This window comes from Mesorhizobium quangtriensis, assembly GCF_040081925.1.
In the GTDB taxonomy this organism is placed as follows: Bacteria; Pseudomonadota; Alphaproteobacteria; order Rhizobiales; family Rhizobiaceae; genus Mesorhizobium_K; species Mesorhizobium_K quangtriensis.
In genome coordinates this window covers 138,567-163,682 of sequence record NZ_JBEBMF010000001.1, presented here as the reverse complement: position 1 = coordinate 163,682, position 25,116 = coordinate 138,567, and the positions used below count along the sequence as shown (strand labels likewise).

At 64.0% G+C, this 25,116-nt stretch carries 28 protein-coding genes; 18 read left to right on the top strand and 10 right to left on the bottom strand.

Translation table 11 applies throughout. The features are described from left to right. The first annotated feature begins 5 nt into the window (after positions 1–5). From rbfA to pnp, 4 genes are all read left to right on the top strand, one after another. Complete coding sequence (gene rbfA, locus ABMA32_RS00835) at positions 6–416, top strand: 30S ribosome-binding factor RbfA (protein ID WP_349011840.1); 411 nt, start codon at positions 6–8, stop codon at positions 414–416. Further along, complete coding sequence (truB, locus tag ABMA32_RS00830) at positions 416–1,369, top strand: tRNA pseudouridine(55) synthase TruB (RefSeq protein WP_349011839.1); 954 nt, start codon at positions 416–418, stop codon at positions 1,367–1,369. The genes rbfA and truB overlap by 1 nt, the downstream gene beginning before the upstream one ends. 191 nt (positions 1,370–1,560) lie before the next feature. Then, positions 1,561–1,830 carry a 30S ribosomal protein S15 gene (gene rpsO / locus ABMA32_RS00825; protein ID WP_292766801.1) on the top strand — a complete coding sequence of 90 codons (270 nt, stop codon included), beginning with the start codon at positions 1,561–1,563 and terminating at the stop codon, positions 1,828–1,830. Between the two features lie 251 nt (positions 1,831–2,081). Then, the gene (gene pnp, locus ABMA32_RS00820; protein WP_349011838.1) at positions 2,082–4,232 is read left to right on the top strand and encodes a polyribonucleotide nucleotidyltransferase; all 2,151 of its coding nucleotides are present in this window, start codon (positions 2,082–2,084) and stop codon (positions 4,230–4,232) included. Positions 4,233–4,296: 64 nt separating this feature from the next. On the opposite strand, the gene ABMA32_RS00815 is transcribed toward pnp, so the two are convergent. Beyond that, positions 4,297–5,373 (bottom strand): NAD(P)H-dependent flavin oxidoreductase, encoded by a 1,077-nt coding sequence (locus ABMA32_RS00815; protein WP_349011837.1) that lies wholly within the window; start codon positions 5,371–5,373, stop codon positions 4,297–4,299. A gap of 102 nt (positions 5,374–5,475) precedes the next feature. Here ABMA32_RS00815 and ABMA32_RS00810 point away from each other — a divergent pair, with 102 nt between their 5' ends. From ABMA32_RS00810 to ABMA32_RS00800, 3 genes are all read left to right on the top strand, one after another. Then, positions 5,476–6,489, top strand: a complete 1,014-nt coding sequence (locus tag ABMA32_RS00810) for a class I SAM-dependent methyltransferase (protein ID WP_349011836.1) — start codon at positions 5,476–5,478, stop codon at positions 6,487–6,489. A 68-nt stretch (positions 6,490–6,557) separates the two neighbouring features. Beyond that, on the top strand, positions 6,558–7,391 hold the full coding sequence (locus tag ABMA32_RS00805; RefSeq protein ID WP_349011835.1) for an alpha/beta hydrolase: 834 nt from the start codon (positions 6,558–6,560) through the stop codon (positions 7,389–7,391). A gap of 81 nt (positions 7,392–7,472) precedes the next feature. Beyond that, complete coding sequence (locus tag ABMA32_RS00800) at positions 7,473–7,709, top strand: Lrp/AsnC ligand binding domain-containing protein (RefSeq protein ID WP_292766812.1); 237 nt, start codon at positions 7,473–7,475, stop codon at positions 7,707–7,709. Here ABMA32_RS00800 and ABMA32_RS00795 read toward each other — a convergent pair. Both ABMA32_RS00795 and ABMA32_RS00790 read right to left on the bottom strand, forming a co-directional pair. Next, complete coding sequence (locus tag ABMA32_RS00795) at positions 7,696–8,349, bottom strand: SH3 domain-containing protein (protein WP_349011834.1); 654 nt, start codon at positions 8,347–8,349, stop codon at positions 7,696–7,698. The genes ABMA32_RS00800 and ABMA32_RS00795 overlap by 14 nt on opposite strands. A 49-nt stretch (positions 8,350–8,398) precedes the next feature. After that, complete coding sequence (locus tag ABMA32_RS00790) at positions 8,399–9,646, bottom strand: NAD(P)/FAD-dependent oxidoreductase (RefSeq protein ID WP_349011833.1); 1,248 nt, start codon at positions 9,644–9,646, stop codon at positions 8,399–8,401. Between the two features lie 402 nt (positions 9,647–10,048). Between ABMA32_RS00790 and ABMA32_RS00785 the strand changes: the two genes are divergently transcribed. Then, positions 10,049–11,338, top strand: a complete 1,290-nt coding sequence (locus ABMA32_RS00785; RefSeq protein ID WP_425475454.1) for an imelysin family protein — start codon at positions 10,049–10,051, stop codon at positions 11,336–11,338. Between the two features lie 7 nt (positions 11,339–11,345). On the opposite strand, the gene ABMA32_RS00780 is transcribed toward ABMA32_RS00785, so the two are convergent. Next, positions 11,346–11,549: a hypothetical protein gene (locus ABMA32_RS00780; protein ID WP_349013288.1), complete on the bottom strand. Its 204-nt coding sequence runs from the start codon at positions 11,547–11,549 to the stop codon at positions 11,346–11,348. Between ABMA32_RS00780 and ABMA32_RS00775 the strand changes: the two genes are divergently transcribed. From ABMA32_RS00775 to ABMA32_RS00755, 5 genes are all read left to right on the top strand, one after another. Next, positions 11,451–11,708: a (2Fe-2S)-binding protein gene (locus tag ABMA32_RS00775; RefSeq protein WP_349013287.1), complete on the top strand. Its 258-nt coding sequence runs from the start codon at positions 11,451–11,453 to the stop codon at positions 11,706–11,708. The two genes, ABMA32_RS00780 and ABMA32_RS00775, sit on opposite strands and share 99 nt — an antisense overlap. Continuing rightward, on the top strand, positions 11,674–12,171 hold the full coding sequence (gene bfr / locus ABMA32_RS00770) for a bacterioferritin (protein WP_349011832.1): 498 nt from the start codon (positions 11,674–11,676) through the stop codon (positions 12,169–12,171). Before ABMA32_RS00775 ends, bfr begins: the two co-directional genes overlap by 35 nt. Before the next feature lie 81 nt (positions 12,172–12,252). Further along, positions 12,253–13,749 (top strand): di-heme oxidoreductase family protein, encoded by a 1,497-nt coding sequence (locus ABMA32_RS00765; RefSeq protein WP_425475488.1) that lies wholly within the window; start codon positions 12,253–12,255, stop codon positions 13,747–13,749. After that, positions 13,749–14,822 carry an imelysin family protein gene (locus ABMA32_RS00760; RefSeq protein ID WP_349011831.1) on the top strand — a complete coding sequence of 358 codons (1,074 nt, stop codon included), beginning with the start codon at positions 13,749–13,751 and terminating at the stop codon, positions 14,820–14,822. The genes ABMA32_RS00765 and ABMA32_RS00760 overlap by 1 nt, the downstream gene beginning before the upstream one ends. Before the next feature lies 1 nt (position 14,823). Then, complete coding sequence (locus tag ABMA32_RS00755) at positions 14,824–15,945, top strand: DUF1513 domain-containing protein (protein ID WP_349011830.1); 1,122 nt, start codon at positions 14,824–14,826, stop codon at positions 15,943–15,945. 38 nt (positions 15,946–15,983) lie between these two features. On the opposite strand, the gene phnN is transcribed toward ABMA32_RS00755, so the two are convergent. The 3 genes from phnN to ABMA32_RS00740 are packed head-to-tail and all read right to left on the bottom strand — an operon-like array spanning position 15,984 to position 18,447. Next, positions 15,984–16,607 carry a phosphonate metabolism protein/1,5-bisphosphokinase (PRPP-forming) PhnN gene (gene phnN / locus ABMA32_RS00750; protein WP_349011829.1) on the bottom strand — a complete coding sequence of 208 codons (624 nt, stop codon included), beginning with the start codon at positions 16,605–16,607 and terminating at the stop codon, positions 15,984–15,986. Beyond that, a complete protein-coding gene (locus tag ABMA32_RS00745) occupies positions 16,604–17,743 on the bottom strand; it encodes an alpha-D-ribose 1-methylphosphonate 5-triphosphate diphosphatase (RefSeq protein ID WP_349011828.1) in 1,140 nt (379 codons plus the stop codon). The genes phnN and ABMA32_RS00745 overlap by 4 nt, the downstream gene beginning before the upstream one ends. Further along, entirely contained in the window at positions 17,740–18,447 is a 708-nt protein-coding gene (locus tag ABMA32_RS00740) for a DUF1045 domain-containing protein (RefSeq protein WP_349011827.1), read from the bottom strand. The genes ABMA32_RS00745 and ABMA32_RS00740 overlap by 4 nt, the downstream gene beginning before the upstream one ends. Before the next feature lie 277 nt (positions 18,448–18,724). Between ABMA32_RS00740 and hslV the strand changes: the two genes are divergently transcribed. The 5 genes from hslV to ABMA32_RS00715 all read left to right on the top strand — a co-directional run bounded on the left by hslV (position 18,725) and on the right by ABMA32_RS00715 (position 23,097). Continuing rightward, positions 18,725–19,279, top strand: coding sequence for an ATP-dependent protease subunit HslV (hslV, locus tag ABMA32_RS00735; RefSeq protein WP_349011826.1), 555 nt, complete (start codon positions 18,725–18,727; stop codon positions 19,277–19,279). 23 nt (positions 19,280–19,302) lie between these two features. Next, on the top strand, positions 19,303–19,812 hold the full coding sequence (locus ABMA32_RS00730; protein WP_349011825.1) for a GNAT family N-acetyltransferase: 510 nt from the start codon (positions 19,303–19,305) through the stop codon (positions 19,810–19,812). Between the two features lie 77 nt (positions 19,813–19,889). After that, the gene (locus ABMA32_RS00725) at positions 19,890–20,489 is read left to right on the top strand and encodes a DUF2585 domain-containing protein (protein ID WP_425475487.1); all 600 of its coding nucleotides are present in this window, start codon (positions 19,890–19,892) and stop codon (positions 20,487–20,489) included. Between the two features lie 120 nt (positions 20,490–20,609). Next, a complete protein-coding gene (gene hslU / locus ABMA32_RS00720; protein WP_349011823.1) occupies positions 20,610–21,920 on the top strand; it encodes an ATP-dependent protease ATPase subunit HslU in 1,311 nt (436 codons plus the stop codon). A gap of 214 nt (positions 21,921–22,134) precedes the next feature. Continuing rightward, positions 22,135–23,097, top strand: a complete 963-nt coding sequence (locus tag ABMA32_RS00715; RefSeq protein ID WP_349011822.1) for a DUF1402 family protein — start codon at positions 22,135–22,137, stop codon at positions 23,095–23,097. Here the strand turns inward: ABMA32_RS00715 and ABMA32_RS00710 are convergent. From ABMA32_RS00710 to mltA, 3 genes are read right to left on the bottom strand one after another with little or no spacing between them, the layout of a single operon-like run. Continuing rightward, on the bottom strand, positions 23,094–23,477 hold the full coding sequence (locus ABMA32_RS00710) for a helix-turn-helix domain-containing protein (RefSeq protein WP_349011821.1): 384 nt from the start codon (positions 23,475–23,477) through the stop codon (positions 23,094–23,096). The two genes, ABMA32_RS00715 and ABMA32_RS00710, sit on opposite strands and share 4 nt — an antisense overlap. After that, positions 23,474–24,004, bottom strand: a complete 531-nt coding sequence (locus tag ABMA32_RS00705; RefSeq protein WP_349011820.1) for a Smr/MutS family protein — start codon at positions 24,002–24,004, stop codon at positions 23,474–23,476. Before ABMA32_RS00705 ends, ABMA32_RS00710 begins: the two co-directional genes overlap by 4 nt. After that, positions 24,001–25,107 carry a murein transglycosylase A gene (mltA, locus tag ABMA32_RS00700; RefSeq protein WP_425475486.1) on the bottom strand — a complete coding sequence of 369 codons (1,107 nt, stop codon included), beginning with the start codon at positions 25,105–25,107 and terminating at the stop codon, positions 24,001–24,003. Before mltA ends, ABMA32_RS00705 begins: the two co-directional genes overlap by 4 nt. Between the last annotated feature and the right edge of the window lie 9 nt (positions 25,108–25,116).

Here is a 25,116-nt window from a genome sequence, read left to right as displayed (position 1 = left end):
GAATCATGTCCAGAAGCTCAGGCTCAGGCCCATCCCAGCGCATGCTGCGCGTCGGCGAACAGGTGCGCCATGCGCTTTCGGAATCGCTGCAGCGTGGCGATATCATCGATCCTTTGATCGAGACGAGCGTCATCTCGATCTCCGAGGTGCGCATGTCGCCGGACCTCAAGATCGCAACCGCCTTCGTCTCACCGTTGGGCGCCAAGGATGACGGCGCCGTGGTCGAGGCGCTGAACCATCATGCGAAATTCATTCGCGGGCGCGTCAGCCACGCGCTTCGCCAGATGAAATACATGCCGGAGTTCCGCTTCCGGCTGGACACCAGCTTCGACAATTTCACGAAGATCAATGATCTGCTGAGGTCGCCCGAAGTGGCGCGCGACCTCGATCACGACGAGAACGACAAGGACAACTGATGGCCCGCAGAGGCAAGAAGAAAGGCCGGCCGGTTTCCGGCTGGGTGATTTTGGACAAGCCTGTCGGCATGGGCTCGACGGAGGCCGTCTCGAAGGTGAAGTGGCTGTTCCAGGCCGAGAAGGCTGGGCACGCCGGCACGCTCGATCCGCTGGCGTCGGGCATGCTGCCGATCGCCCTTGGCGAGGCGACCAAGACCGTTCCGTACGTGCAGGATGGCGCAAAGGTTTATCGCTTTACCGTGGCGTGGGGCGAGGAGCGCTCGACCGACGACCTCGAAGGCCCGGTGACGAAGACGTCGGACAACCGGCCCGCCGAGGCGGACATCCGCGCCCTGCTGCCGAAATATACCGGCGTCATCATGCAGACGCCGCCACAGTTTTCCGCCATCAAGATCGCCGGCGAACGGGCCTATGACATCGCGCGCGACGGCGGCACCGTCGAGATTCCCGAGCGCGAGGTCGAGATCGGCCGCTTCGATCTCGTCGAGATGCGTGAGGGATCGACCGTCTTCGAGATCGAATGCGGCAAGGGCACCTATGTGCGTAGCCTGGCACGCGACATGGGCCGCGACCTCGGTTGTTTCGGCCACATTTCGGAGTTGCGCCGCGTCGAGGTCGATCCTTTCACGCCGGAGGATTTCGTCACGGTCGCCGAACTGGAGGCAGCTCGTTTCGGTGAGGCCGGCCAACAGGAGGGAGAACCGCTGCCGACCGACTTCTCGGCGATCGACGATCTGGTGGTCGATACCGGCGCGGCGCTCGAATGCCTGCCGCAGGTTGCGTTGACCGACGACGCGGCGAACCGCATAAGGCTCGGCAATCCCGTCATCATCCGTGGCCGCGACGCTCCGGTGGAGGCGGAAGAGGCCTGCGCCACGGCAAGGGGACGGCTGGTGGCGATCGGCGCGATCGAGGCCGGAATGTTCAAGCCGAAGCGGGTTTTTGCCGGTTGAGCCCCTACAAAGCCGGGAAACAGGCCCTCAAAATGCTCTCTGGCTTTTTGTCGGAAATTCGCCTATATGCCGCGCAACATCGCGCCCGAACAGGCAAAACGGCTTGATTTCCGGCGCTTTGTTCACTGGCCCTTGCTGGACGACATCCCGGCTTTGGGCGTCCCGTTCCTCAATTTGAAAGGAAGAATCCGATGTCGATTACCGCAGAGCGTAAGGCGGCCCTTCTGGCCGAGTTTGCAACCGCAAAGGGCGACACTGGTTCGCCTGAAGTGCAGGTTGCGCTTCTTTCCGAACGCATCAAGAACCTGACCGAGCACTTCAAGGACCACAAGAAGGACAACCATTCCCGCCGTGGTCTGCTCGCACTGGTTTCGCAGCGCCGCAGTCTGCTTGATTACCTCAAGCGCAAGGACGAGGCCCGCTATTCGACCCTGATCGATAAGCTCGGCCTGCGCCGTTGACGACTTCCCGGCGCGCCTAGGCGCGCCGGTTTTGCATTCGGATCGCCGCGAGGCGGTCCGCAGGCTCGAACCGGAAGGGGTCCGGCACGAGCCGCCCATGGACGGTCATGGGGCAGGATTGCAGGACGCTCGGGCCGATGGCCCGCTTAACCGAGCTTCCCGTTGTCTTGCCCGTGGCTCGCCCGAACGAAGCCAGGAAGGTTCAGCGTGCGGAATGCGTTCCGCGCGACCTTCCATACAAAGGACAAGACATGTTCAATCACCACAAAGTGGAAATCGAATGGGCCGGCCGGCCCCTCACACTGGAGACGGGCAAGATCGCGCGTCAGGCTGACGGCGCTGTGCTCGCCACCTATGGCGAGACCATCGTGCTCGCCACCGTCGTGTCGGCCAAGGAGCCGAAGGCGGGCTTCGATTTCTTCCCGCTGACCGTCAACTACCAGGAAAAGACGTTTGCCGCCGGCAAGATCCCGGGCGGTTACTTCAAGCGCGAAGGTCGTCCGTCGGAGAAGGAAACACTGGTTTCCCGCCTGATCGACCGCCCGATCCGCCCGCTCTTTGCGGAAGGCTACAAGAACGACACGCAGATCGTCGTCACCGTCCTGCAGCACGACCTCGAGAACGATCCGGACATCCTGTCGATCGTTGCCACCTCCGCTGCGCTGACCCTGTCGGGCGTGCCCTTCATGGGCCCTGTCGGCGGCGCCCGCGTCGGCTACATCAATGGCGAATTCGTTCTCAACCCGCACATCGACACGATGCCTGAGTCCAAGCTGGACCTGGTCGTGGCCGGCACGGGCGACGCGGTTCTCATGGTCGAGTCCGAGGCCCAGGAGCTTCCCGAGGACGTCATGCTCGGAGCCGTCATGTTCGGCCACAAGGGCTTCCAGCCGGTGATCGATGCGATCATCAAGCTGGCCGAGGTTGCCGCCAAGGAGCCGCGCGACTTCACGTCGCCGGACTATTCGGCGCTCGAAGGCGAAATGCTGAAGATCGTCGAAGGCGAGCTGCGCGACGCCTACAAGAACGTCGACAAGCAGGCCCGCTACGCCGCGGTCGACGCCGTCAAGGCAAAGGTCAAGGCGGCCTTCGCTCCGCAGGGCGAGGAAGCCCCGAAGTGGACCGCCGAGCAGGTCGGCACCGTGTTCAAGGAACTCCAGGCCAAGATTGTGCGCTGGAACATCCTCGACACCGCCTCGCGCATCGACGGCCGTGACCTGTCTACGGTCCGCAAGATCGTGTCGGAGGTCGGCGTCCTGCCGCGCACCCACGGTTCGGCGCTGTTCACCCGTGGCGAGACGCAGGCGCTGGTCGTCGCGACGCTGGGCACCGGCGAGGACGAGCAGTATGTCGATAGCCTGACCGGCATGTACAAGGAGAAGTTCCTTCTCCACTACAACTTCCCGCCCTACTCCGTCGGCGAGACCGGCCGCATGGGTTCGCCGGGCCGTCGCGAGATCGGCCACGGCAAGCTCGCCTGGCGCGCCATTCGCCCGATGCTTCCGGCCGCCGAGCAGTTCCCCTACACGCTGCGCGTCGTCTCCGAGATCACCGAGTCGAACGGCTCGTCCTCGATGGCGACGGTCTGCGGCACCTCGCTGGCGCTGATGGATGCGGGCGTCCCGCTCACCAAGCCGGTTGCGGGCATCGCCATGGGCCTGATCAAGGAAGGCGAGCGCTTCGCGGTGCTCTCCGACATCCTCGGCGACGAGGACCATCTCGGTGACATGGACTTCAAGGTGGCCGGCACGCGTGACGGCGTCACCTCGCTGCAGATGGACATCAAGATCAGCGGCATCACGGAAGAGATCATGAAGGTGGCGCTCGAGCAGGCCAAGGGCGGCCGCGAGTACATCCTCGGCGAGATGGGCAACGCGCTGTCCGGCGCGCGCGCCGAGCTCGGCGAGTTTGCGCCGCGCATCGAGGTCATGCACATCCCGACCGACAAGATCCGCGACGTGATCGGCTCGGGCGGCAAGGTGATCCGCGAGATCGTCGAGAAGACCGGCGCCAAGATCAACATCGAGGACGACGGCACGGTGAAGATCGCTTCGTCGAACGCCAAGGAGATCGAGGCGGCGAAGAAGTGGATCCACACCATCGTGGCCGAGCCGGAAGTCGGCGAGATCTACGAAGGCACCGTGGTGAAGACCGCCGACTTCGGCGCCTTCGTCAACTTCTTCGGCCCGAAGGATGGCCTGGTCCACATCTCGCAGCTCGCCAACGACCGCGTCGCCAAGACGTCGGACGTCGTCAAGGAAGGCCAGAAGGTCTTCGTCAAGCTGATGGGCTTCGACGAGCGCGGCAAGGTTCGCCTGTCGATGAAGGTCGTTGACCAGACCACCGGCAAGGAACTGCCGAAGTCCGACAAGAAGGCCGAAGGCGAAGAGACCGCCGCCTGAGCTTTCGGGACTAAGAGTTAAAAAGGGCGTGGCGAAAGCCGCGCCCTTTTTCGTTGCGCGATCCCTAACCGGCGATCTGCCGCAATCGCTCCTGCGTTTCGCGTATCAGCGTGCGCGTCAAATCACCGGCGGGCATCTCGCGGCCGAGCCGCATCGCCTGTCCGGACCATAGCGGCGTGAAATCGCCCGAACCGGCAGGTTCGGCCCTTCCGCGCAGCGGCATCAGCGCGCCGCCGGCAAGCGGGAACTGCGGCGGCAGGTCTGACATCGCGCCGACCTGGCGGATGACGCGGTTGACGATGCCGCGCGCCGGGCGGCCGGTAAAGACGCGCGTCAGCACGGTGTCGTCGTCCCATGCGCCCTTTAGCGCCGCGCGGTGTGGTGCGTTGATCTTGGCTTCCGGGCAGAACAGATAGGCCGTGCCGACCTGCGCGGCCGATGCGCCGAGCGCCAATGCCGCCGCGATGCCGCGTCCATCGGCGATGCCCCCGGCAGCGATCACGGGAACCTTCACTGCGTCCGCGACCTGCGGCACGAGCGCCATGGTGCCGACCTGCTGCGCGGCATCGCCGCCCAAGAAAACGCCACGATGTCCGCCCGCCTCGAATCCCTGCGCGATGATCGCGTCGCAGCCGCGTTCGGCGAGCCAGATCGCTTCGCGAACGGTGGTGGCCGACGCGATGACCTTCGCGCCGGCAGCCTTGACGCGGGCAAACAGCGCCTCGGGCGGCAGGCCGAAATGGAAGCTGACGACTTCCGGCCGCAACTCCTCGACCAGTTGGCAGAGGTTTTCGTCGAACGGCGTGCGGCTTGAGACCGGGATCGGCGCGGCCGGGTCGATGCCGAGCTCGGCGTAGTAAGGAGCGAGCCTTGCGCTCCACGCCGCCTCTCGCTTTTCGTCCGGCACCGGCGGCGTGTGGCAGAAGAAGTTGAGATTGACCGGCGCTTTCACCGCTGCGCGGAATTTCTCCAGTTCGGCGCGGGTCTGGTCAGGACTGAGCATGGCAGACGGCAGGGAGCCAAGCCCGCCTTCCCTTGCGACTGCAATCGCCATCTCCGAGAGGACCGGGCCTGCCATCGGGGCCAGCAGGATCGGGTGTTTGACGCCAAAAAGATCGAGAATGCGTCGGTCGCGCCACATGACGGTTTCCTCCATTCGCGGCGCAGTCTACACGGGGCGTGAAAAAGCGCCCTCAGCCATCGGCGGCAAGCCGACGGTCCAGCGCGCAAACGGATCCCAAGCATGAAACCAAGCCGCCCTCTCGCCACCCTGTTCCACCCGTTCCAAAGCGGCGCGATCGCCACGCCGGGCGGTGGGCGCTTGCTTTTCCTCGGCGCCGAGCCGGGCTTTCGGCTGCCCGAGGGGTTCGCGGCAGACCTGCATCTCGTCCAGGGCTTCCGCCCGCATTTCCGGGCGCTGGAAGCGGCGGGGAACACGATATCGGCGCTGCCGGAGGGGCGCGGTTGTGACGGTGCGTTGGTGCTTGCGGGCCGGCATCGCGGCCAGAACGAGGACTGGATCGCTGAGGCGGTCGAGCGCGTCGCGGCCGGCGGGCTGATCCTCGTTGCCGGCAGCAATGAGGACGGCATCGGGTCGCTGCGCAAGCGCGTCAACAAGCTGGTGGGGACGGACGATTCGCTGCCGAAGCATCATGGCGTCGCCTTCTGGTTCCGTCGGCCCTCCGACGCATCATTCATAACGGCGCTGCGGCCACAGCCTGTTCTGGTGGACGATCGTTTCGCAACAGCGCCCGGCATGTTCTCGCACGACCGCGTCGACGCCGGCTCGACGCTGCTGGTGGAGTGCCTGCCTGAAACAGCAAAAGGCGCCGCGGCCGATTTCGGCGCAGGCTGGGGCTATCTATCGGCAATGCTGACGGAACGCACCAAGGGACTGACCTCCATCGACCTTTACGAAGCCGACTATGAATCTCTGGAAGCCGCAAAGCGCAACCTTGCCGACCTGCCGCAGCCTCCGGCCTTCGACTTCTTCTGGCACGATCTGGTTGGTGAGGCGGTCGAGCGGAAATACGACCTCATTGTCATGAACCCGCCCTTCCATCAGGGTCGCGCGGCCGAGCCGGGTATCGGCCAGGCGATGATTGGCCGGGCGGCTTCCGCGCTGAAACCCGGCGGACGGCTGCTGATGGTCGCCAATCGCGGCCTGCCCTATGCGCAGACCCTGCAGGCGGCTTTCAAGAAGGTGGAGGAACTGCGCGACGAGAACGGTTTTCGCGTGTTTTCGGCAATCCGCTGAATGCACCGGACTGCGCCGTGACAGCCGGTCCACGGCCGGTTATGAAACGGCACACTGCGGAGGCACAGATGTATCATCGACGCATTCAGGACTGGGACGACGCCTATACCAACGGTGCATACATACCGGGCGGAGACCGTTGGCCGGACACGTTCTGGGCAGCGCCCGCCAAGGCCTATCGTGATGCGCGTGTAGCGGCCGGCAAGGCGAAGCTCGGCCTCGACTACGGACCCGGCGAACGCAACCGTTTCGACCTTTTCCTGCCAGACGGAGAATCGAAGGGTCTCGTTGTCGTCATTCACGGCGGCTACTGGATGAAGTTCGACCAGAGCTACTGGTCGAATCTGGCGCGGGGAGCGGTCGAGCGTGGCTATACGGTCGCCATGCCCACCTACACGCTTTGCCCGCAGAACCGGATCGCAGGGATCACGAAGGAAATCGGGCAGGCGATCGAGAAGATCGCAGGCATGGTCGATGGGTCGATCCGCATCACCGGCCACTCGGCTGGCGGACATCTGGCGACGCGCATGGTCTGCACAAACTCGCCTTTGTCCGAAGCTGTGCGCGGGCGCATACGCAACGTCGTGTCCCTTTCCGGCCTCCACGATTTGCGACCGCTGATGCGTGCGGCGATGAACGACACGCTGAAGATCGACGACGCCGAGGCAAAGGCGGAAAGTCCGCTTTTCCTGGAGCCGATCGCCGGCATCCCGGTGACATTCTGGGTGGGCGGTACGGAACGCTCCGAATTCATCCGCCAGAGCAAGCTGCTCGCCAATGCCTGGATCGGCGTCGGCGGCGCAACCGCCTATGTCGAGGAGCCCGACCGGCATCACTTCAACATCATTGATGGGCTCGCCGATCCGGCCCACCCCTTGACGCGCACGCTGCTGGCGGATTGATAGCAGGGGATAGACGGGCTATCGAACGGCCCTGACCGAAAAAGAGGCGCAAGACTTGCGCCCGGGAATGGAAAGATCGCGATGAGAGCCGTTTTCGTGCAGCTCCAGTGCCAGCCCGGAAAGACCTACGAGGTCGCCGATGCGCTGTTCGAGCGCGAGATCGTCTCGGAGCTCTATTCGACCAGTGGCGAATACGACCTCCTGATGAAGATCTACATCGAGGCCGAGGATGACATCGGCAAGTTCATAAACGAACACATCGCCAATGTCCCGGGCATCGTCCGTTCGCTGACGACGCTGACCTTCAGGGCGTTTTAGCGCGGACTTCCGCGACAGGCAGCTTTGGCCGCCGCTTGAGGAAGCCGGACGCCTCGACGTAATCGCCGCGCACCCAGCCCTTGCGGCCGTCGCCCATCACAAGCCGCCAGTCCCCGTCGCGCGCCAGTTCTCGCATTACGGTGCCCGGCTCCAGCGTCGCTATCACGGCCGCATCCGTACGTGCCTGCGCCCGCAGATGCACGCGCGCCTTCGTCTGCATGAATACCGGCTTGTCCGGCCGGCTGATCGAGCCGGTGACGATTTTTTGCGGCCTCGCCGGAGGCCGGTCCACGGTCTTGGGCAGAACCAGCGCGATGGTTTCGCTGCCGGCGGGCTGCGGAGTCTTCGCAGCCACGGTCTTGGCAGCCAAAGTCTTGTCTGGCGGCCCTTTGCCGGTCAGTGGCTTAGGAGGCACGGGCTTTTCAGGAGTAGCCTTGGCCGCCGTTTTCGGAGCGGCACTTGATTTGACGCCGACGGGCTGCGTCGGGCGCGGCTTCGCGGCGGACCGTTCAGTTTGCACGTTTTTCGGCGGGCGCGGGTTCTTCATGTCCTCGCGCACGACCCAGATGCCAACGGCAATCGCGCCGATGACAAGCCATCTGAGTTTCGGAAGCGCCAGTCCAGCCATGATGCGCAGCATGGCAGCAAGACTTTAAGAGCGGGTTGATGCGGGCCTGATGCGGCTGCGATCAGGCCGGCGCGGCCTGGTTCGCCTGCCAGTCAGCCAGCGCGCCCTTGAGCGCGTCGCTTCCCGCCGCTGCGACGGCTGCATCGGGCGAGAAGCCGAGACCCATCATCTTGCGGCCGAGCATGTGGTCGGCAGGCCGGTTGACCGATTCGATGCCCAGAAGCCGGTCGCCCTTGTAGTGGAAAACGGAAAACTTGTTGTCGGCGGGCTCCCCGGATAGGACCTGCCGGTCGCTGCCGCCGGTCAGCCCGACCATCTGCAGCTTCATGTCGCCGATATCGGACCAGAACCATGGGACCGCCGAATAGCTCTCGTCATGACCTGTGATGGTGCGGGCGGCCAACCGGGCCTGGTCGGTGGCGTTCTGCACCGATTCCAGCCTGACGTCCTCTTGCGTCATCCAGTGGCGATAGTTGGCCACGTCGCCGATGGCGAGGATGTCGGGAGCCGAGGTCCGCATGTGCTGGTCGACCCGGATGCCGTTGGCGGTGACGATGCCGGCCGCAGCAGCCAGTTCTACATTCGGGACGACGCCGATGCCGACGATGACCATGCGGGCCGGGATGCGTTCGCCGGTCGAGGTTATGACGGCGGAGACGCGACCATCCTCGCCCTCGATTCGCGCGACCGTCGTGCCGGTCAGCAGGCGGACTCCCGACGCGGCGAGACGCGATGCCACATGGGTCGATATGATCGCGGGAAGAACGCGGGCGAGCAACCTGTCCTGCGCTTCGACAACGGTGACCTTTCGGCCGGCGGCGGCGAGCGTCGCCGCGATCTCCAGTCCGATGAAACCGCCGCCCAGAACCACCACGTCCTCGACCGCGTAGGCCAACTCGCGAATGGCGCGCGCGTCGGCGATCGACCGCAACGACAGCATGCCTTCGAGCGGCCCGCCCTCGACCGGCAGCACGCGCGGCCGCGAGCCGGTGGAGAGGATCGCCTTGTCGAACGCGAGCGTGGCACCGGAGGCCAGCTTCAGCTGTTTCGCGGCGGGATCGAGGCTTGTGACGTGCTCGCCCAGCAGAAGGTCGATGTTTGCTCCCGAGAAGAACGCGTCGGCGCGCAGAATCTGCGGCTTGGCCTCCTTGTCCTTGATGAAGGCCTTGGAGAGCGGCGGCTTGTGGTAGGGAAGCTCCTGCTCGTCGCCGATCAGCATGACAGGGCCCTGATAGCCTTCCTCGCGCAGGCTCGCTGCAGCCTGGACGCCGCCGTGACCCGCTCCAATGATGACAACGCCGTCTTCCATGCCGCTCTATCCTGAAGTCCCGCCGGATACGCCGCGTGTCCATTCGCGGCGTGACGGAAAGCGTTCGCGTCGCATTCACCGGGTACGGATGTCAATCCGGATCAAAGGTCTGAAAACATGACAGTTCTAGTTTAGAATGATTCTAAACTATTGATTGTGTTAAGCTTTTCTCTAATTTTCGTTGACTCGGCCAGACGTGGGGGCCTATCAGACCACGACGCCCCCTGGGGCAAACCCTTTGATGTCCGGGCCTTGAACCCGGTCGATTGGAGGAACTTTGATGGTTCCGGCCCGGCACGCCAGGAAGGCGTAGCGCCGCGGCGAACGCCGGAAAGTCACGGCTCCCCATTCGCAAACAAGATTTTTCGGAGCGCTGCCATGCGCTGGGCCAAGGAGAGAAAGATGAACCAGGGTGGGGGTTTGGCGGTGATAGGCCGCACGCTGGCGGGCGCGACCATGTTGACGGTGCTGGCGCTGCCCGCAACGGCCGAAACCGACCCCAAGGCGGTGCTGACCACCTATGCCGATATCGCACTCGCCGAATACGAGGATGCGCTCGCGACCGCCAAGGCTCTGGACGCTGCGGTCGATGCGCTGATCGCAACCCCGTCGGCCGAGACGCTTGCCGCTGCGCGCGATGCCTGGAAGGCGGCGCGCATGCCCTACCAGCAGACGGAAGTCTATCGCTTCGGCAACCCCATCGTCGACGACTGGGAAGGCCGCGTAAACGCCTGGCCGCTGGACGAGGGCCTGATCGACTATATCGACCCCGCCTACGGTACGGAGTCGGACGAAAACACGCTCTATACCGCCAATGTCATCGCCAATCCGTCGATCGCGATCGACGGCCAGAAGGTGGATGCGTCGAAGATCACGCCGGAGTTCCTGTCGGGCACCCTGCAGGAAGCCGGCGACATCGAGGCCAATGTCGCGACCGGCTACCACGTCATCGAGTTCCTGCTCTGGGGCCAGGACCTTAACGGAACAGGCCCCGGCGCCGGCAACCGGCCCTATACCGACTACGACAAGGCGAACTGCACCGGCGGCAATTGCGAGCGTCGCGGTGAATACCTCGCCGCCGCTACCGAGCTTCTTGTCGCCGACCTCCAGCAAATGGTCGGCAACTGGGGTGCCGACGGTGCTGCGCGCAAGGGCCTGCTCGAGGGCGGCACCAACGCCGGCATCTCGAGCATCCTGACCGGCATGGGATCGCTGTCCTATGGAGAATTGGCGGGCGAGCGTATCAAGCTCGGCCTGCTGCTGCATGACCCGGAAGAGGAGCACGACTGCTTCTCCGACAATACGCACATCTCGCATCTCTACGACGTGATCGGCATCCGCAACGTCTATCACGGCAGCTACACCCGCGTGGACGGCTCGAAGGTCGAGGGACCCTCGGTTTCCGATCTGGTGAAGGCGGCGGATGCCTCAGTGGATACCGAACTGTCGGCCAAGATCGACGCGTCTGTCGCGGCCTTCGAGGCGATCGCCAAGCGGGCCGAAGGCGGCGAGGCCTACGACCAGCAGATCGGCGAGGGCAATGCCGAAGGCAACGCGGCCGTACAGGCCGGAGTCGACGCGCTGGTCGACCAGACACGCTCGATCGAGCGGGCGGTCGCCGCACTGAAGCTCGACGCCATCGCGTTCGAAGGCTCCGACAGTCTCGACGCCCCTGACAAGGTATTCGAGTAATACCTACCTATTCAGCCAGGCGGCGCGCAGTTGCGCCGCCAGCCAGCAAGAGTTCGAGATGCTTGTCTGTCACTGCAACCTGATTACCGAAAAGGAGATCGAGGAGACAATCATCGGCCTGCTCGAGCAGGACCGCTGGCAGCTTATCGTGCCTGCGAAGGTCTATCACACCCTTCGCAAGCGGGGTCGCTGTTGCGGCTGCTTCCCAAATGTGGTGGAAACGATCATTCGGGTCACCGAACACTTCCACGCGCGCTCGGAGGCGAGCGACGTGGACATCGTTTCACATCTCGACCGCGTCCGTGGACTGCGGTCCGAATACGGGAGCAGAAGCCATGAAGGGCGAAAAGCAGGTAATCGAGCGGCTTAACGAGGCCCTCTTCCTCGAACTCGGCGCCGTCAACCAGTACTGGGTTCACTACCGGCTTCTGGAAGACTGGGGCTACACCAAGCTGGCGAAGAAGGAGCGCGCCGAATCGATCGAGGAAATGCAGCATGCCGACAAGCTCGTGGCGCGCATCATCTTCCTCGAAGGCCATCCGAACCTCCAGTCGGTGGCGCCGTTGCGGATCGGGCAGAACGTGAAGGAAGTTCTGGAAGCCGATCTGGCGGGCGAGTACGACGCTCGCACCGCCTACAAGAAGTCGCGTGAAATCTGCCATGACGCCGGCGACTACGTGACCATGAAGCTGTTTGAAGAACTGCTGGCTGACGAGGAAGGCCATATCGATTTCCTCGAGACGCAGCTCGACCTGCTGAACTCGCTGGGCGATGCCAAGTATGGCCAGCTCAACGCGGATTCGGCCAATGAGGCCGAGGGCGAAGGGCACTAGGACCATGAAACCATGCGGCGCGTCATAACTCGACCTTTCCGCGCGCCGCACGCATTCCAGACCATGGCAGCAGCTTTCGCCATGGTCTTTGTGCCTTGTGTCCTGATGCCGGTCTTCGCGAGAGATGCAGGCATGCCGACCGACCGCAGCGACCTGACGCCGGAAGACGCCGCGCGCGTCAAGGCGATCACCGCATCGGCCACTGACTTTTCCGTGCCTGAAAAGTTCGAGCTGATGCAGGGCGGCGCGAGCACTTCGAAGAAGCGCGTCAACCGCGATGCGTTCTCGCAATCCTCCGCCAACATAAGCTTCGAGGAAGAAGGCACGTTCAAGCTCGGCAACGCTCTGTTCCGCAAGCTCTGGGTGTCGTCGCCGTCCTCCACGCAGGCCTCGGACGGCCTCGGCCCGTTGTTCAACGCACGTGCCTGCCAGAGCTGCCACCTGAAGGACGGTCGCGGCCATCCGCCGGAAGGCAACTCCGACGCGACCTCCATGTTCCTCAGGTTGGCGCGACAGGCCGAGACGGAGGAAGAGAAAAGGCTGGTCGCGGAGCACGCCGCCCCGAACTTTCCCGACCCGGTTTATGGCGGCCAGTTGCAGGATCTCGCAGTCCCTGGCCTAGCCGGCGAAGGCCGCATGAAGATCTCCTACGAGGAAATGCCGGTAACACTCGGTGACGGGATCTCCGTCTCGCTCCGCAAGCCGACCTATGCGGTCGAAAACCTCGGCTACGGTCCCCTCGACCCCAGAACGACTCTGTCTCCACGGGTGACGCCGCAGATGATCGGCCTCGGGCTGGTTGAGCAGATTCACCCGGCAGATATCCTCGCGAATGCCGACCCTGACGATGCGGATGGCGACGGCATATCGGGCAAGGCGTCGTTCGTTCGCGACCCGAAGACAGGAGAACTGACACTCGGCCGTTTCGGGTGGAAGGCCTCGACCCCCACGATCAGGGAGCAGACGGCGGAAGCCTTCGCCGGCGACATCGGCATCTCCAGTCCGGATGCGCCGAGACATTGGGGTGACTGTACGCAAGCCCAGACGGCCTGCCTGGACAGGCCTAATGGCGTGCAGGAACGGCTGGGCGACACCGAAGCGCCCGATCCGGTGCTCGACCTCGTCACCTTCTACTCGCAACATCTTGCGGTGCCGGCGCGACGCGACATCGGCAAGCCGAATGTCCTGCGCGGCAAGCAGGTCTTCTACGAATCCGGTTGCGCGTCCTGCCATACGCCGAAATTCGTCACGCGGCGCGACGCGCCGAACAAGGCGCACGCCTTCCAGCTTATCTGGCCTTATTCCGATTTTCTTCTCCACGACATGGGAGAGGGGCTGGCCGATGGCCAGCAGGTTGGCGATGCGACGGGCAGCGAATGGCGCACGCCGCCGCTCTGGGGCATAGGCCTGACCGAACGGGTGAGCGGACACACTTTCTTCCTGCATGACGGTCGCGCCCGCAACCTGACGGAAGCCATCCTCTGGCATGGCGGGGAGGCGCAGGCCGCGCGCGACCGCTTTGCCGACCTGCCCGCAACGGAACGTGAAGCCCTGGTGACGTTCCTGGAGTCGCTCTGATGAAGTCTCGCCTGGCCGCCTGTTTCGTTACGCTCACCTTCGTCGCAGGCGCGCTGCCTGCTCACGCCAGCAAGGCGACGGACATCGTCAATAGCGCCATCGGCGGTTTCGTGCGGCCCGGCTATCATGCTTTTGCGGAGGCGACGGCGGGACTGTCGGAAGCCGGCAAAAAGCTCTGCAACGAGCCGTCTCAGGCAAATCTCGATGCGGCTCGTGGCGCATTCGGCAAGACGGTCGACGCTTGGTCGCGCCTCGAGATCATCCGCTTCGGGCCGGTGACCGAACAGAACCGGATGGAACGCGTGCTGTTTTGGCCGGATCGCAAGAGCACGGGCCTGAAACAGGTTCAGGCGGCACTCGCCGACAAGGATCCGACCGCGACGGATGCGGACCAGCTTGCCGGCAAGAGCGTCGCCATGCAGGGGCTCGGCGCGCTGGAGTTCGTGCTGTTTGGCGCCGATTCCGAAAAGCTTGCGGCAACCGATTCTTATCGCTGTTCCTACGGCGCAGCGATCGCGGGCAACCTCCAGACCATTGCGACCGAACTGGACGCCGCCTGGGCTGACCCCGAGGGCTTCGCGAAGACCTGGGCGACGCCGTCGGTCGACAACCCGCTTTTCCGGGACGGCAAGGAGGCCGTGACGAAACTGATGGACGTGTTCATCACCGGCACGGAGCTGGTGCGCGACGTGCGGCTGGGTGGTTTCCTCGGCAAGGAAGCGAAGGACGACAAGCCGAAACGGGCGCTGTTCTGGCGTTCGGCACAGACGGTTCCCGCATTGGCTGGAAACATGGTCGGCATGCGCGACCTGCTGGAGGCCTCGAAAATGGCAGGCGCGCTGCCGGTGGACCAAGCGTTTCTCGGGCCAAGCGCGCTCTTCGAATTCTCCAATGCAGCGCACGCCCTGTCTGGTCTCGATGGATCTATCGCCGATATCCTCGCGGACCCTGAGAAGCGGGCAAAACTTGCCTATTTCGGCCTCGTGACCTCCAGCCTGTCGGACATCTTTAATGCGCAGATGTCCGGGGCGCTCGGCCTGACCGCCGGCTTCTCCTCGCTTGATGGAGACTGAGATGGCGGCCAGCAAGGTTTTGCGCAGGAAACCGATGCTGATAGACCGCCGCGATTTCCTGAAGGCGGCGGGCGCGGCCTTCCTGTCGTCGCTTGCCCCGCAGGCTTTCGCCGACACCCTCGCGACGGACGCTGTCTTCGCCACAGCCTACCAGCGCCGCGACGGCAGCTATGGCGCCGCCATTCTTTCGGAAGCCGGCAAAATACTTCATGCGGTAGATCTGCCCGATCGTGGTCACGACATCACCTTCGATCCGGTTTCCGGGCGCTCCGTGGTGTTCGCGCGCCAACCCGGAACTTTCTTCGTCGCGTTCCGACACAAGGGTGACGCACCGCCAATGACGGTGAACAGCATCGCCGGTAGGCACTTCTTCGGCCATGGCGTTTTTTCGCCCGACGGTCGGCTGCTCTACACGACCGAAAACGATTTCGATAACGCCGCCGGCATGGTCGGCGTCTACGATGCGGCGAACGGTTTTGCCCGGGTCGGAGAATTTCCGACACATGGCGTCGGGCCACACGAGCTCCTGCTGCTCGCGGATGGACGCACAATCGCGATCGCCAATGGCGGCATCGAGACGCATCCGGATTTCGGCCGCGCCAAGCTCAACCTGCCCACCATGAAACCGTCCTTCGTGCTGGTCGACCGGTTCACCGGCGACCTGGTCGAAAAGCACGAACTGCCGCCCGAGTTGCACCAGCTCTCCATCAGGCACATGGACACCGACCAGACAGGCGCGGTCTGGTTCGGCTGCCAGCATGAGGGACCGGCGACCGAACAGCCTGCCCTCGTCGGCCGCGCCGTCCGTGGCAAGGACCTGCAACTGATCGACATGGAGCCAAGAGTGCTTTACGGCTTCCGCAACTATATCGGCTCGGTGGCGGCGAATCGGGAAGCCGGCACGGTCGCCGTGACCTCGCCGCAGGGCAATGCCTATGCGGTGATCGAGGCAGCTAGCGGAAACGTGCTTGCGGTGGAAAGCCTGACGGAAGTGTGTGGCGCTGCGCCCGATCGCGCCGGCTTCATCGTCTCGACCGGGACGGGCGTGGTCGTCGAACCGGGTGGCAGGTCGTCCAGGGATGAAAGCTACGTCTGGGACAATCACATGCTCAGGATAGGCTGAGCCGAGGGTGCGTGGATAAAACCGTGCACCGATGATCGTCAGACGGTTCCGGACATGTCGGCGAAGGCCATTGCCTTGCGGATGATCGCGACGAGCTTTTCTCCGGCGACCTCGGGCGCACCGCCATTGTCGAGCGCGATCGACGGGCCCGTCGTGTCGTAGGAGATGGTGCGCGCCAGCCGCGCAAGAATCTCCTCGCGGGTCTCTCGGCCCCGGCCGGCAAGCCGGGAGGCGAGGATTTCCGGATCGGCGGTTACTTCCACCACGGCCACATTGGCGTATCGCTCGCGCAGCGCCGGCAGCGCCCCGCGCGAAAGATTGGCGACCGCCACATGGCCGTTGTCGAGCGCGTTGTCGATGCTGGCCGGAATGCCGTAGCGAAGGCCATGAGCCTCCCAGGCAAGCGCGAACGCGCCGTCCTTCTGCGCCTGCACGAAGTCGCCGTCGCTCAGTGTGTCGTGCTCTTCGGTCGAACCGTCGCAGGGCCGCGTGATGACACGCCGCACGAAATCAACCTGCGGCTCACCGGCCAGCGCCGCCTTTGCGTGGGCGATCAGCGTGTCCTTGCCGGCGCCGCTGGGCCCGACGATGGCGACGAAGGCGCCGGTGCGGATCGGCAGCGCGCCGGCCTGCGCGCGCTCAAGCAGGGCTGACGTCATCATGCGACGCGGCGTCCCTCGCGCCAGACCGTGCGCACGACCGGGATATGCTCCTCCAGCCGGACGCGCACGAGGTCGGCGCGCCGGCCGGGCTCGATGACGCCACGATCGGTCAGCCCGACGGCGTCGGCGGGGTTCTTCGACACCATCGCCACCGCCTGCGGCAGCGAAATGCCTTCGACCGCATCGCCGATGAAGAAGGCCGACTGGATCAGGCTGAACGGGATGTAGTCGGACGACAATATGTCGAGCAGGCCATCGGCCGCGAGGTCGCGCGCCGAGACGTTGCCGGAGTGCGAGCCGCCGCGCATGACGTTCGGCGCGCCCATCAGCACGCCAAGGCCGGCATGTTTGGAGGCGGCGGCCGCCTCCGTCGTGGTGGGGAATTCGGCGACGCGAATGCCCTGTTCGATCGCCTCGTCGACATGCGCGACCGTGGCGTCGTCATGGCTGGCCAAGACGATGCCGCGCTCGTGGCAGGCCTTGGCGACGGCGAGACGGTTGGGCGCAGAGTTCTGCTGCGACTGGGCAACACGCGCATCGCAATAGCGGCGGAACTGTTCCTCCGACATCTTCATCTTGCCCATGTAGTAGGTGGCGTAGGCCTCTAGGCTGGCGAACTGGCGCTGGCCGGGCGCATGATCCATCAGCGAGGCGAGCTTGACGCGATAGTCGCTCGAAAACAGCGCGAACGCTTCAAGGCAGTCCGGCGCGGAGACCTCGCAGCGCAAATGGATGAAGTGGTCGGCGCGAACGAGGTCTTCGCTGACGCTGGTCTCGATGGCGTCGGCCAGCTGGCGCATGTCCTGCATGGTCAGGTCGGCCTCGTAGTCCATGCCGACCCGCAGCGCATCGAACACGGTGGTGATGCCGGCCGTGGCGATCTGCGCATCGTGGGCCAGCACGGAGGCGATCGGGTTCCAGCGCACCTTCGGGCGCGGCGCGTAGTGGCCTTCGAGATGGTCGGTGTGCAACTCGACCAGCCCCGGGATGACGTAGTCGCCCTCCAGATCTTCGCCCACGCGAACCGGGCCGCGGTCGATGTCGGCGATCTTGCCGTCGCGGATGACGACGCTGCCCGGCAGGACCTCGTCGGCGAGCACGATGTTGGCGTTGGTCAGGACGGTCTCGGTCATCATGCGGTCTTTCTCTTGAGGCGGCTGCCAAGCCCGTGCCAGGACTTTACCACGAAGGGCGCGCCGGGCTCCGGCTCGACGAAAAGCGCCAGCCCGTCGATCACGGCCGGCTGGTCGAGAGCGGCGGAAAAGACTTCGTCGATAGCCGCGCGCACCCGAACCAAGTCGGCGTCGGGCACGCGGCCGGTCAGCGTCATGTGGAAGCGGAAGCTCTCGAAAACATAGGGATAGCCCCACTGCATCAGGTTGCGGAACTCCTCGGGACTCAGCGATTCCGGGCTGCGCCTGCGAATGTCGGCCTCCGACAGCGGCGCGCGGAAACGGTCGAAATGGGTGACGATCTCGCCGGCAAAGCGGTCGAGGTCGGGGGCCGGGCTCGCGGGCACCAGCGCGAGAAAACCGTCGATGCGCTTGGGTAGCAGCTTCGACAGCAGGACGGGCTCGGAGCCGGCGGCAAAACGCGCCAACTCCTGATCGAGGTCACCTTCGCCGAAGCCGTCAGCCAGCTGGAACGGAGCCTTCAGGGTGGCGTGGAAGCCGTAGCGCCGCGCGCTCGCCGTGTGGAAGGCGATCTCCGCAGGCGACAGGGTTGCTACCGCAGGCGGCGGCAATTGCGCGCCCGTGAAGGGGTCGCGGCCTAACCACCCAGCCGCAAGGCGCGTGAGCGGGTCATTCTGGCCCGGTGTGAAATAGACGGCGTATCGCATCGAAGAATCCTTGTCGGCTCGTCCCTTAGGCGATTTCCATGACGGAATGACGAAGCCGGCTGACTAAATGCCGCAGATAGCAGAGCAACGTAACAAAGTCATGTCTGGACGCTCGCTCAACGCGGTCGTCTGCACCCGAGCCTCGCTTCGTTCGGCCGGGAACGCACACAATTTGCATTCCGCCGACGTCAGCATACATATGCGCCAACCCACCTCGTACCGCGCCGGCTGCCGCAAGACTTGAAATCCGGGGCCGCGCGAAATCGGAGCAGCATACATGTCGAACAATCTCACAATGCACGCCACGACCATCGTGACCGTGCGCAAGGGTGGCAAGGTCGTGATCGCCGGCGACGGGCAGGTCAGCCTCGGCCAGACCGTCATGAAGGGCAACGCCCGCAAGGTGCGCCGCATCGGCGCGAACGGCAACGTGATCGCGGGCTTCGCCGGCGCGACAGCCGACGCATTCACGCTTTTGGAGCGGCTTGAGGCCAAACTGGAACAGTATCCCGACCAACTCACCCGCGCCTGCGTCGAGCTCGCCAAGGACTGGCGCACCGACCGTTACCTGCGCCATCTCGAGGCGATGATGCTCGTCGCCGACAAAAGCGTGTCGCTCGCCATCACCGGCAATGGCGACGTGCTCGAGCCCGAGCATGGCGTCATGGCGATCGGGTCCGGCGGCAATTATGCGCTGGCGGCCGCCCGCGCGCTGATCGACACCGACAAGGACGCCGAGGAGATCGCCCGCAAGGCGATGCAGATCGCCTCCGACATCTGCGTCTACACGAACAACAACTTCGTCGTCGAAACCCTCGACGCCGTCGCCTGACGGCCAGACTCGTGGCGAAATCAATGGCCAAAAGCAGCGGCAAACCGGTCTACGACTTCCGTGCGGTCACCGAGGCCGACCTGCCGCTGCTGTCGGCCTGGCTCGCCGAGCCGCACGTCGCCGAATGGTGGGACGAGGGGCCGGACGCCGCGATCGCCGAAATCAGGCAGGCGATGGACAGCGACGACACCGAGCCGCTGATCGTCGAACTGGACGGACGACCCATCGCCTACCTCCAGAGTTACGATCCGCATCTGGAGGACGGTCACCCCTACCAGGACCAGCCCTTCGGCACGCTGGGCATTGACATTTCCATCGGCCCGCCAGACTTTGTCGGCGTCGGCCACGGCTCTGCCATCGTCAGCCAGTTCGTCGACCTGCTGTTCGAGGAAGGTTGTCCGCGTGTCGTCATCGACCCGAATCCGGACAATCTGCGCGCCATCCGCGCCTACGAGAAGGCGGGCTTCCGGACCTTCGATCGACGCGACACCATCTACGGCCCGGCCGTGATGATGGCGCGCGACGCGGATTGACCGCTGCCGCGCTGAATTCCATCCACGTACCCGCGCTCCGCTGCTAGATTGGCGGTCGATTGAGTCGGACGGAGGGGATTGCCGTGGCGGATCGGGGTACGACGGAACCGCGCTGGGGACTGGACTGGAAGGCAGGTTTGCTCGTCGCGGTCCTGCTTCTCGTCGCGCAGGCTCTGATCCTGCGCTGGCAGGGCCACGTCTGGATCTGCGAGTGCGGCTACGTCAAGCTCTGGCAAGGCGTCGTGGTCAGCTCGGAAAATTCCCAGCACATCGCCGACTGGTACACATTCTCGCATATCATCCACGGCTTCCTGTTCTACTGGCTGTTCTGGCTGATCCTGGGCCGCTCGACCTTCTGGACGCGCCTCTCCTGCGCCATCCTGCTCGAAGCCGCGTGGGAAATCCTCGAGAACAGCCCTATCATCATCAACCGTTACCGCGAGGCGACCATCTCGCTCGACTATTTCGGCGACTCGATCATCAATTCCGTCTCCGACACGCTGTGGATGGTGTTCGGCTTCTTCCTCGCCTCCCGGCTGCCGGTCTGGCTGACGATCGTGATTGCGATCGTCTTCGAGGTTGTCGTCGGCTGGCTGATCCGCGACAACCTGACCCTCAACGTGCTGATGCTGATCTACCCGATCGAGGCGGTGAAGGTCTGGCAGGGCGGCGGCTGATCCCGTCATGCACTCCATGCGCGGCCGGCATGCACCGGGCAGGCGGGCCGTCGACCTTGTACGCCGCGTCAGGCCCCATACATAAGCTGCAACTTTCGTTCCAAGAGTACCTTTCCCCACATGGCTAGTTTTTCTCCCCGCGAAACCGTTTCCGAACTCGATCGCTTCATCATCGGCCAGAAGGACGCCAAGCGCGCCGTGGCTATTGCGCTGCGTAACCGCTGGCGTCGCCAGCAACTCGAAGGGCAGATGCGCGAAGAGGTCATGCCCAAGAATATCCTGATGATCGGCCCGACCGGCGTCGGCAAGACCGAGATCTCGCGTCGTCTCGCCAGGCTGGCCGGAGCGCCCTTCGTCAAGGTCGAGGCCACCAAGTTCACCGAAGTCGGCTATGTCGGCCGTGACGTCGAGCAGATCATCCGCGACCTCGTCGAGATCGCCATCGTCCTCGTGCGCGAGAAGATGCGCGAAGGCGTCAAGGCGCGCGCCCACATCAACGCCGAGGAGCGCGTGCTCGAGGCGCTGGTCGGCAAGACCGCGTCGCCCGCCACCCGCGACTCCTTCCGCAAGAAGCTGCGCGACGGCGAGCTGGATGACAAGGAAATCGAGATCGAGGTTGCCGACACCGGCAACGGCGGCATGCCCGGCTTCGACATTCCCGGTATGCCGGGCGGCAGCGTCGGTGTGCTGAACATCAACGACATGATCCAGAAGGCGATGGGCGGCAGGAAAACCAAGACGCGCAAGACGACCGTCAAGGAATCCTACGACGTGCTCGTTAACGACGAGTCTGACAAGTTGCTCGACCAGGACGAGGTGATCCGCCAGGCGCTGGAATCGACCGAGAATGACGGCATCGTCTTCCTCGACGAGATCGACAAGATTGCCGCGCGCTCCGGCGTGGTTGGCGGGCCGTCGCGCGAAGGCGTGCAGCGCGACCTGCTGCCGCTGGTCGAGGGGACGACGGTCGCGACCAAGTACGGCCCGGTGAAGACGGACCACATCCTCTTCATCGCCTCGGGCGCGTTCCATGTCTCCAAGCCATCGGACCTGCTGCCCGAGCTTCAAGGCCGCCTGCCGATCCGCGTCGAGCTTCGCGCGCTGGAAAAGGACGACTTCGTGCGCATCCTGACCGAGACCGAGGCGAGCCTGATCAAGCAATATGTCGCGCTCATGCAGACCGAGGGTGTTACGCTCGACTTCACGGAAGATGCAATCGATAGCCTGGCGCAGATCGCCGTCGATCTGAACGCCAATGTGGAGAACATCGGCGCGCGCCGGTTGCAGACCGTCATGGAACGGGTGCTCGACGACGTCTCATTCGACGCGCCCGACCGCAACGGCACGACAGTCACCGTCGATGCAGCTTATGTAGAGAAGCATGTGGGCGACCTGTCTCGGAACACAGATTTGTCGCGTTTCATCCTTTAAACGCGCATCGGGCAGGGCGGCGCGTGGCAAAACATGCGCTGCCGGGCCGCGCAGACGGGTGTGGCCGAATGGAAGCATTCGGCCATCGCATGACCTGGAGAGGTCAGGCGATTTTCGCCTTTCGCTCGACTCCGGCAGTCGCTTTGCCTAGTTTGCGCGGCAGTTTGAGGGGAAACCCTCGTGGGTGCGGCGGATGATCAGGCGGGTATCTGGTATGCAGGGGTGGTTCGCGCGGGCTTTTGTCGCCGCGCTTCTCGTTTTGGTCGGCGCGAGCTTCGCATCCGCCACGGTTCTCGTCCCGCCCGGCAACCGCTCCGTCGAACAGCCCGGCGTGCCCGGCGCATCCACCAAGCGAACGAAATCTGGCGGAACGACCTTCGAGGCGAAGTACCGCAAGGTCTATGCGCTGCTGAAGAACGACAAGAAGCTGCGCTCGAAGATCGTAAAGACCGCTGGCCAGTACGGCATCGACCCCATGCACATCGTTGGCGCTATCGTCGGCGAGCATACTTACAACGTCGACGCCTACGACCGGCTCCAGACCTATTACGTAAAGGCGGCCGCCTATCTGAACGCTGACCTGTCTTTCCAATATGATGGCGAGGACGTCGACGATTTCGTGAAACGTCCGCAATTCGCCGATTGCATGCAGTCTGACAGCTACGGCCTGTGGGCCTGCCGCGAACGCGTCTGGGACAAGTCCTTCCGGGGCAAGAACGTTGACGGGAAGGCATTTCCGGACAACCGGTTCGCGGCCGTGTTCTTCCAGCCCTATTATGCCGGCCAGACCTTTGGTCTCGGACAGATGAGCCCGCTGACCGCCTTGCAGATGAGCGATCTCGTGCATCGGGTTTCCGGCCTGCCGAGGCTGGACGCAGCCAAGCCGAACCAGGTCTATGAGACGATCATGGATCCGGACATCACGCTCAGCTACGTCGCGGCGACGCTGAAGACATCCATCAACGCCTACCGTGAGATTGCCGGTTTCGACATCTCGCAGAACCCCGGCATCACGGCGACGCTCTACAATATCGGCAATCCGGATGCCCGCGCCGCAGCGTTGAAGCGCGAGAACGACCAGCGCGCGGCCGATGGCGAAGCGCCCCGCTATCCCGAAGAGAATTATTACGGCTGGCTGGTCAACGAGAAGCTGCCCGAGCTGCAGGCTCTCTTTTAGTCGTCATAACGTTTCGGCCCTTCGCGCGGCGAGGCCGCGATCATGTCAAGAATCCTTGCGATCGTCTCGGCGTCGAGGCTTTCGATCCGCGCCGCCAGGAGATTCGCCAGCTCAGTGGCCGATGGCGATAGGCCGGACGTGTCGATGACGACCCTCGGATGCGATTGGCCGGCCAGATTCAGAACCTCCTCGGCATCGTCCCAGATGATGTTGAAGTAGCCGATGATCTTCTGCAGAAGCACCCATGTCGGCAAACCGCGCCGACCATGTTCAAGCGCCGAGAGATAGGCGGCGCTGACGCCGACGGCCGCCGCCATTTCCTTCTGGCTGACGCCCTTTTGCCGGCGAAGCTCTCGAAGCCTTTCACCCAGCGGGGTCATGTCCTTTTCCTCAGGCGAACATAAAGTGCCCCGTCGCCGCCATGATGCCGCGCGGAAACGTCGTGGCTGGAAACCAGAGTTCGGAATGGCGGTGTCGCCAGCCATGCCGGTACCTGTCGACGCAGAACACCGCCGCCGCCGGATGAGAAACCCTTGCCGGTGATGATCAGCACGAACCTGATGTCGTTGGCCTGCGCCCGTTGCAAAAAGGACAGCAGCAGGGCATAGGCCTCGCTTTGCGTCATTCCGTGCAGATCGACGCGTCCTTCGATCGGCAGCTTTCCTCGGGACAGTTTTGTCAGGGTCGGACGGTCCAGCGTCGGGGTGACGGACAGTTTTTTTGGTGGGGCGGGCGGTGCTTCCGGGTGTTTCGCCATCGCCGAGGCGGCTGGCATCTTGTCTTTCGACGCTGGTTTCGGCGGATCGTCCTCCGTGACTTTGCGCTTCCTGAGCGGCGTCGTGGATTTCGCCACGAGCGTCCAGAGAACGCGATCGTCTTCCGTCAGCGTCTTCGATTGCCGGCTCACCACGAACCGCCTTCGACCAGCGGCCGTGGCAGGAGGGCGTAAAAGTCGGCTGGATGGCGTATGCCCCCGGCGATCGATCCCGCCGCGTCTCCCGACCCGGCGAAGAGATCACCTCGTGCCGGTCCAACGATCGCTGAGCCCGTGTCCTGGGCAATCATCAAACGGCGAAAGCCTTCGCCGCCGAAGGCGGTGAGCGTCGGCGCGTCGATATAAAACGGTGTCCCGAACGTATGCAGCAGGCGATCCACCGCCAATGAACGACCGGGCGTAAGAGGCACCTTCGCCGCAGCGATCGGACCGAGTTCCGGGTCATCTACGGGAGCCTCGCGGAAGAAGATGTACGATTGGTTCCGCCACATGATCTCGTTCTGGCGATGTCGATTCGCCGCGAGCCATGCGCGGATGGACTGCATGGTGACCTTCTCCAGCGGAATCTCTCCGAGGTCGACAAGCACCCTGCCAATTCCGGTAAACCGTTGGCCAGATTTGGCGGCATAGGTGACGCGCCGCACCGTTCCGTCCGTCATCCGCAGCTGCGCGGCACCCTGTACGTGGATGAAGAAGACATCGACGCGGCTCGCCAGCCAGGCGATCTCCAGCCCCCTGCCGGCAAGTGCGCCGCTTTCGATGGCTTGCCGATCGAAATACTCGACAGGACCATTGTCGGTCGTGCGTCCAAAAGCCAGATAGGGGTCCAAACCCGGCGGCCTGTTCGTCTCATCGATGTCGATCAGATCGTTGGGGCGCGACAGGAGCGGGACCGCAAAATCCTCGGTTCTCATCCTCGAGGCCTCGACAACAGGTTCGTAGAATCCGGTTACGAAGCCATGTTCGGCCTGTTCAGAAAGAACGCGCGCCGGAACGAAATGCCTCTCGAAAAACGCTCTCGCCGAAGCATTGTCTGATGCGGGTGTTTCACGTGAATCGCTGTAGGCTCGGGCAAAGCTGTCGAACGCCACGCCCATCGATCCGCTGCGATAGGGTTTCGTCAGGACGTGAAATGCGGAGCGGCTGAAGGCTTCAAAGGCCAAGAGGTGGTCGTCGTCCTTCCAGCCCGGCAGGTCGGAAAAGGAAACAGGCCTGAGGATTGGAGAAAGCGGCACGGTGGTCAT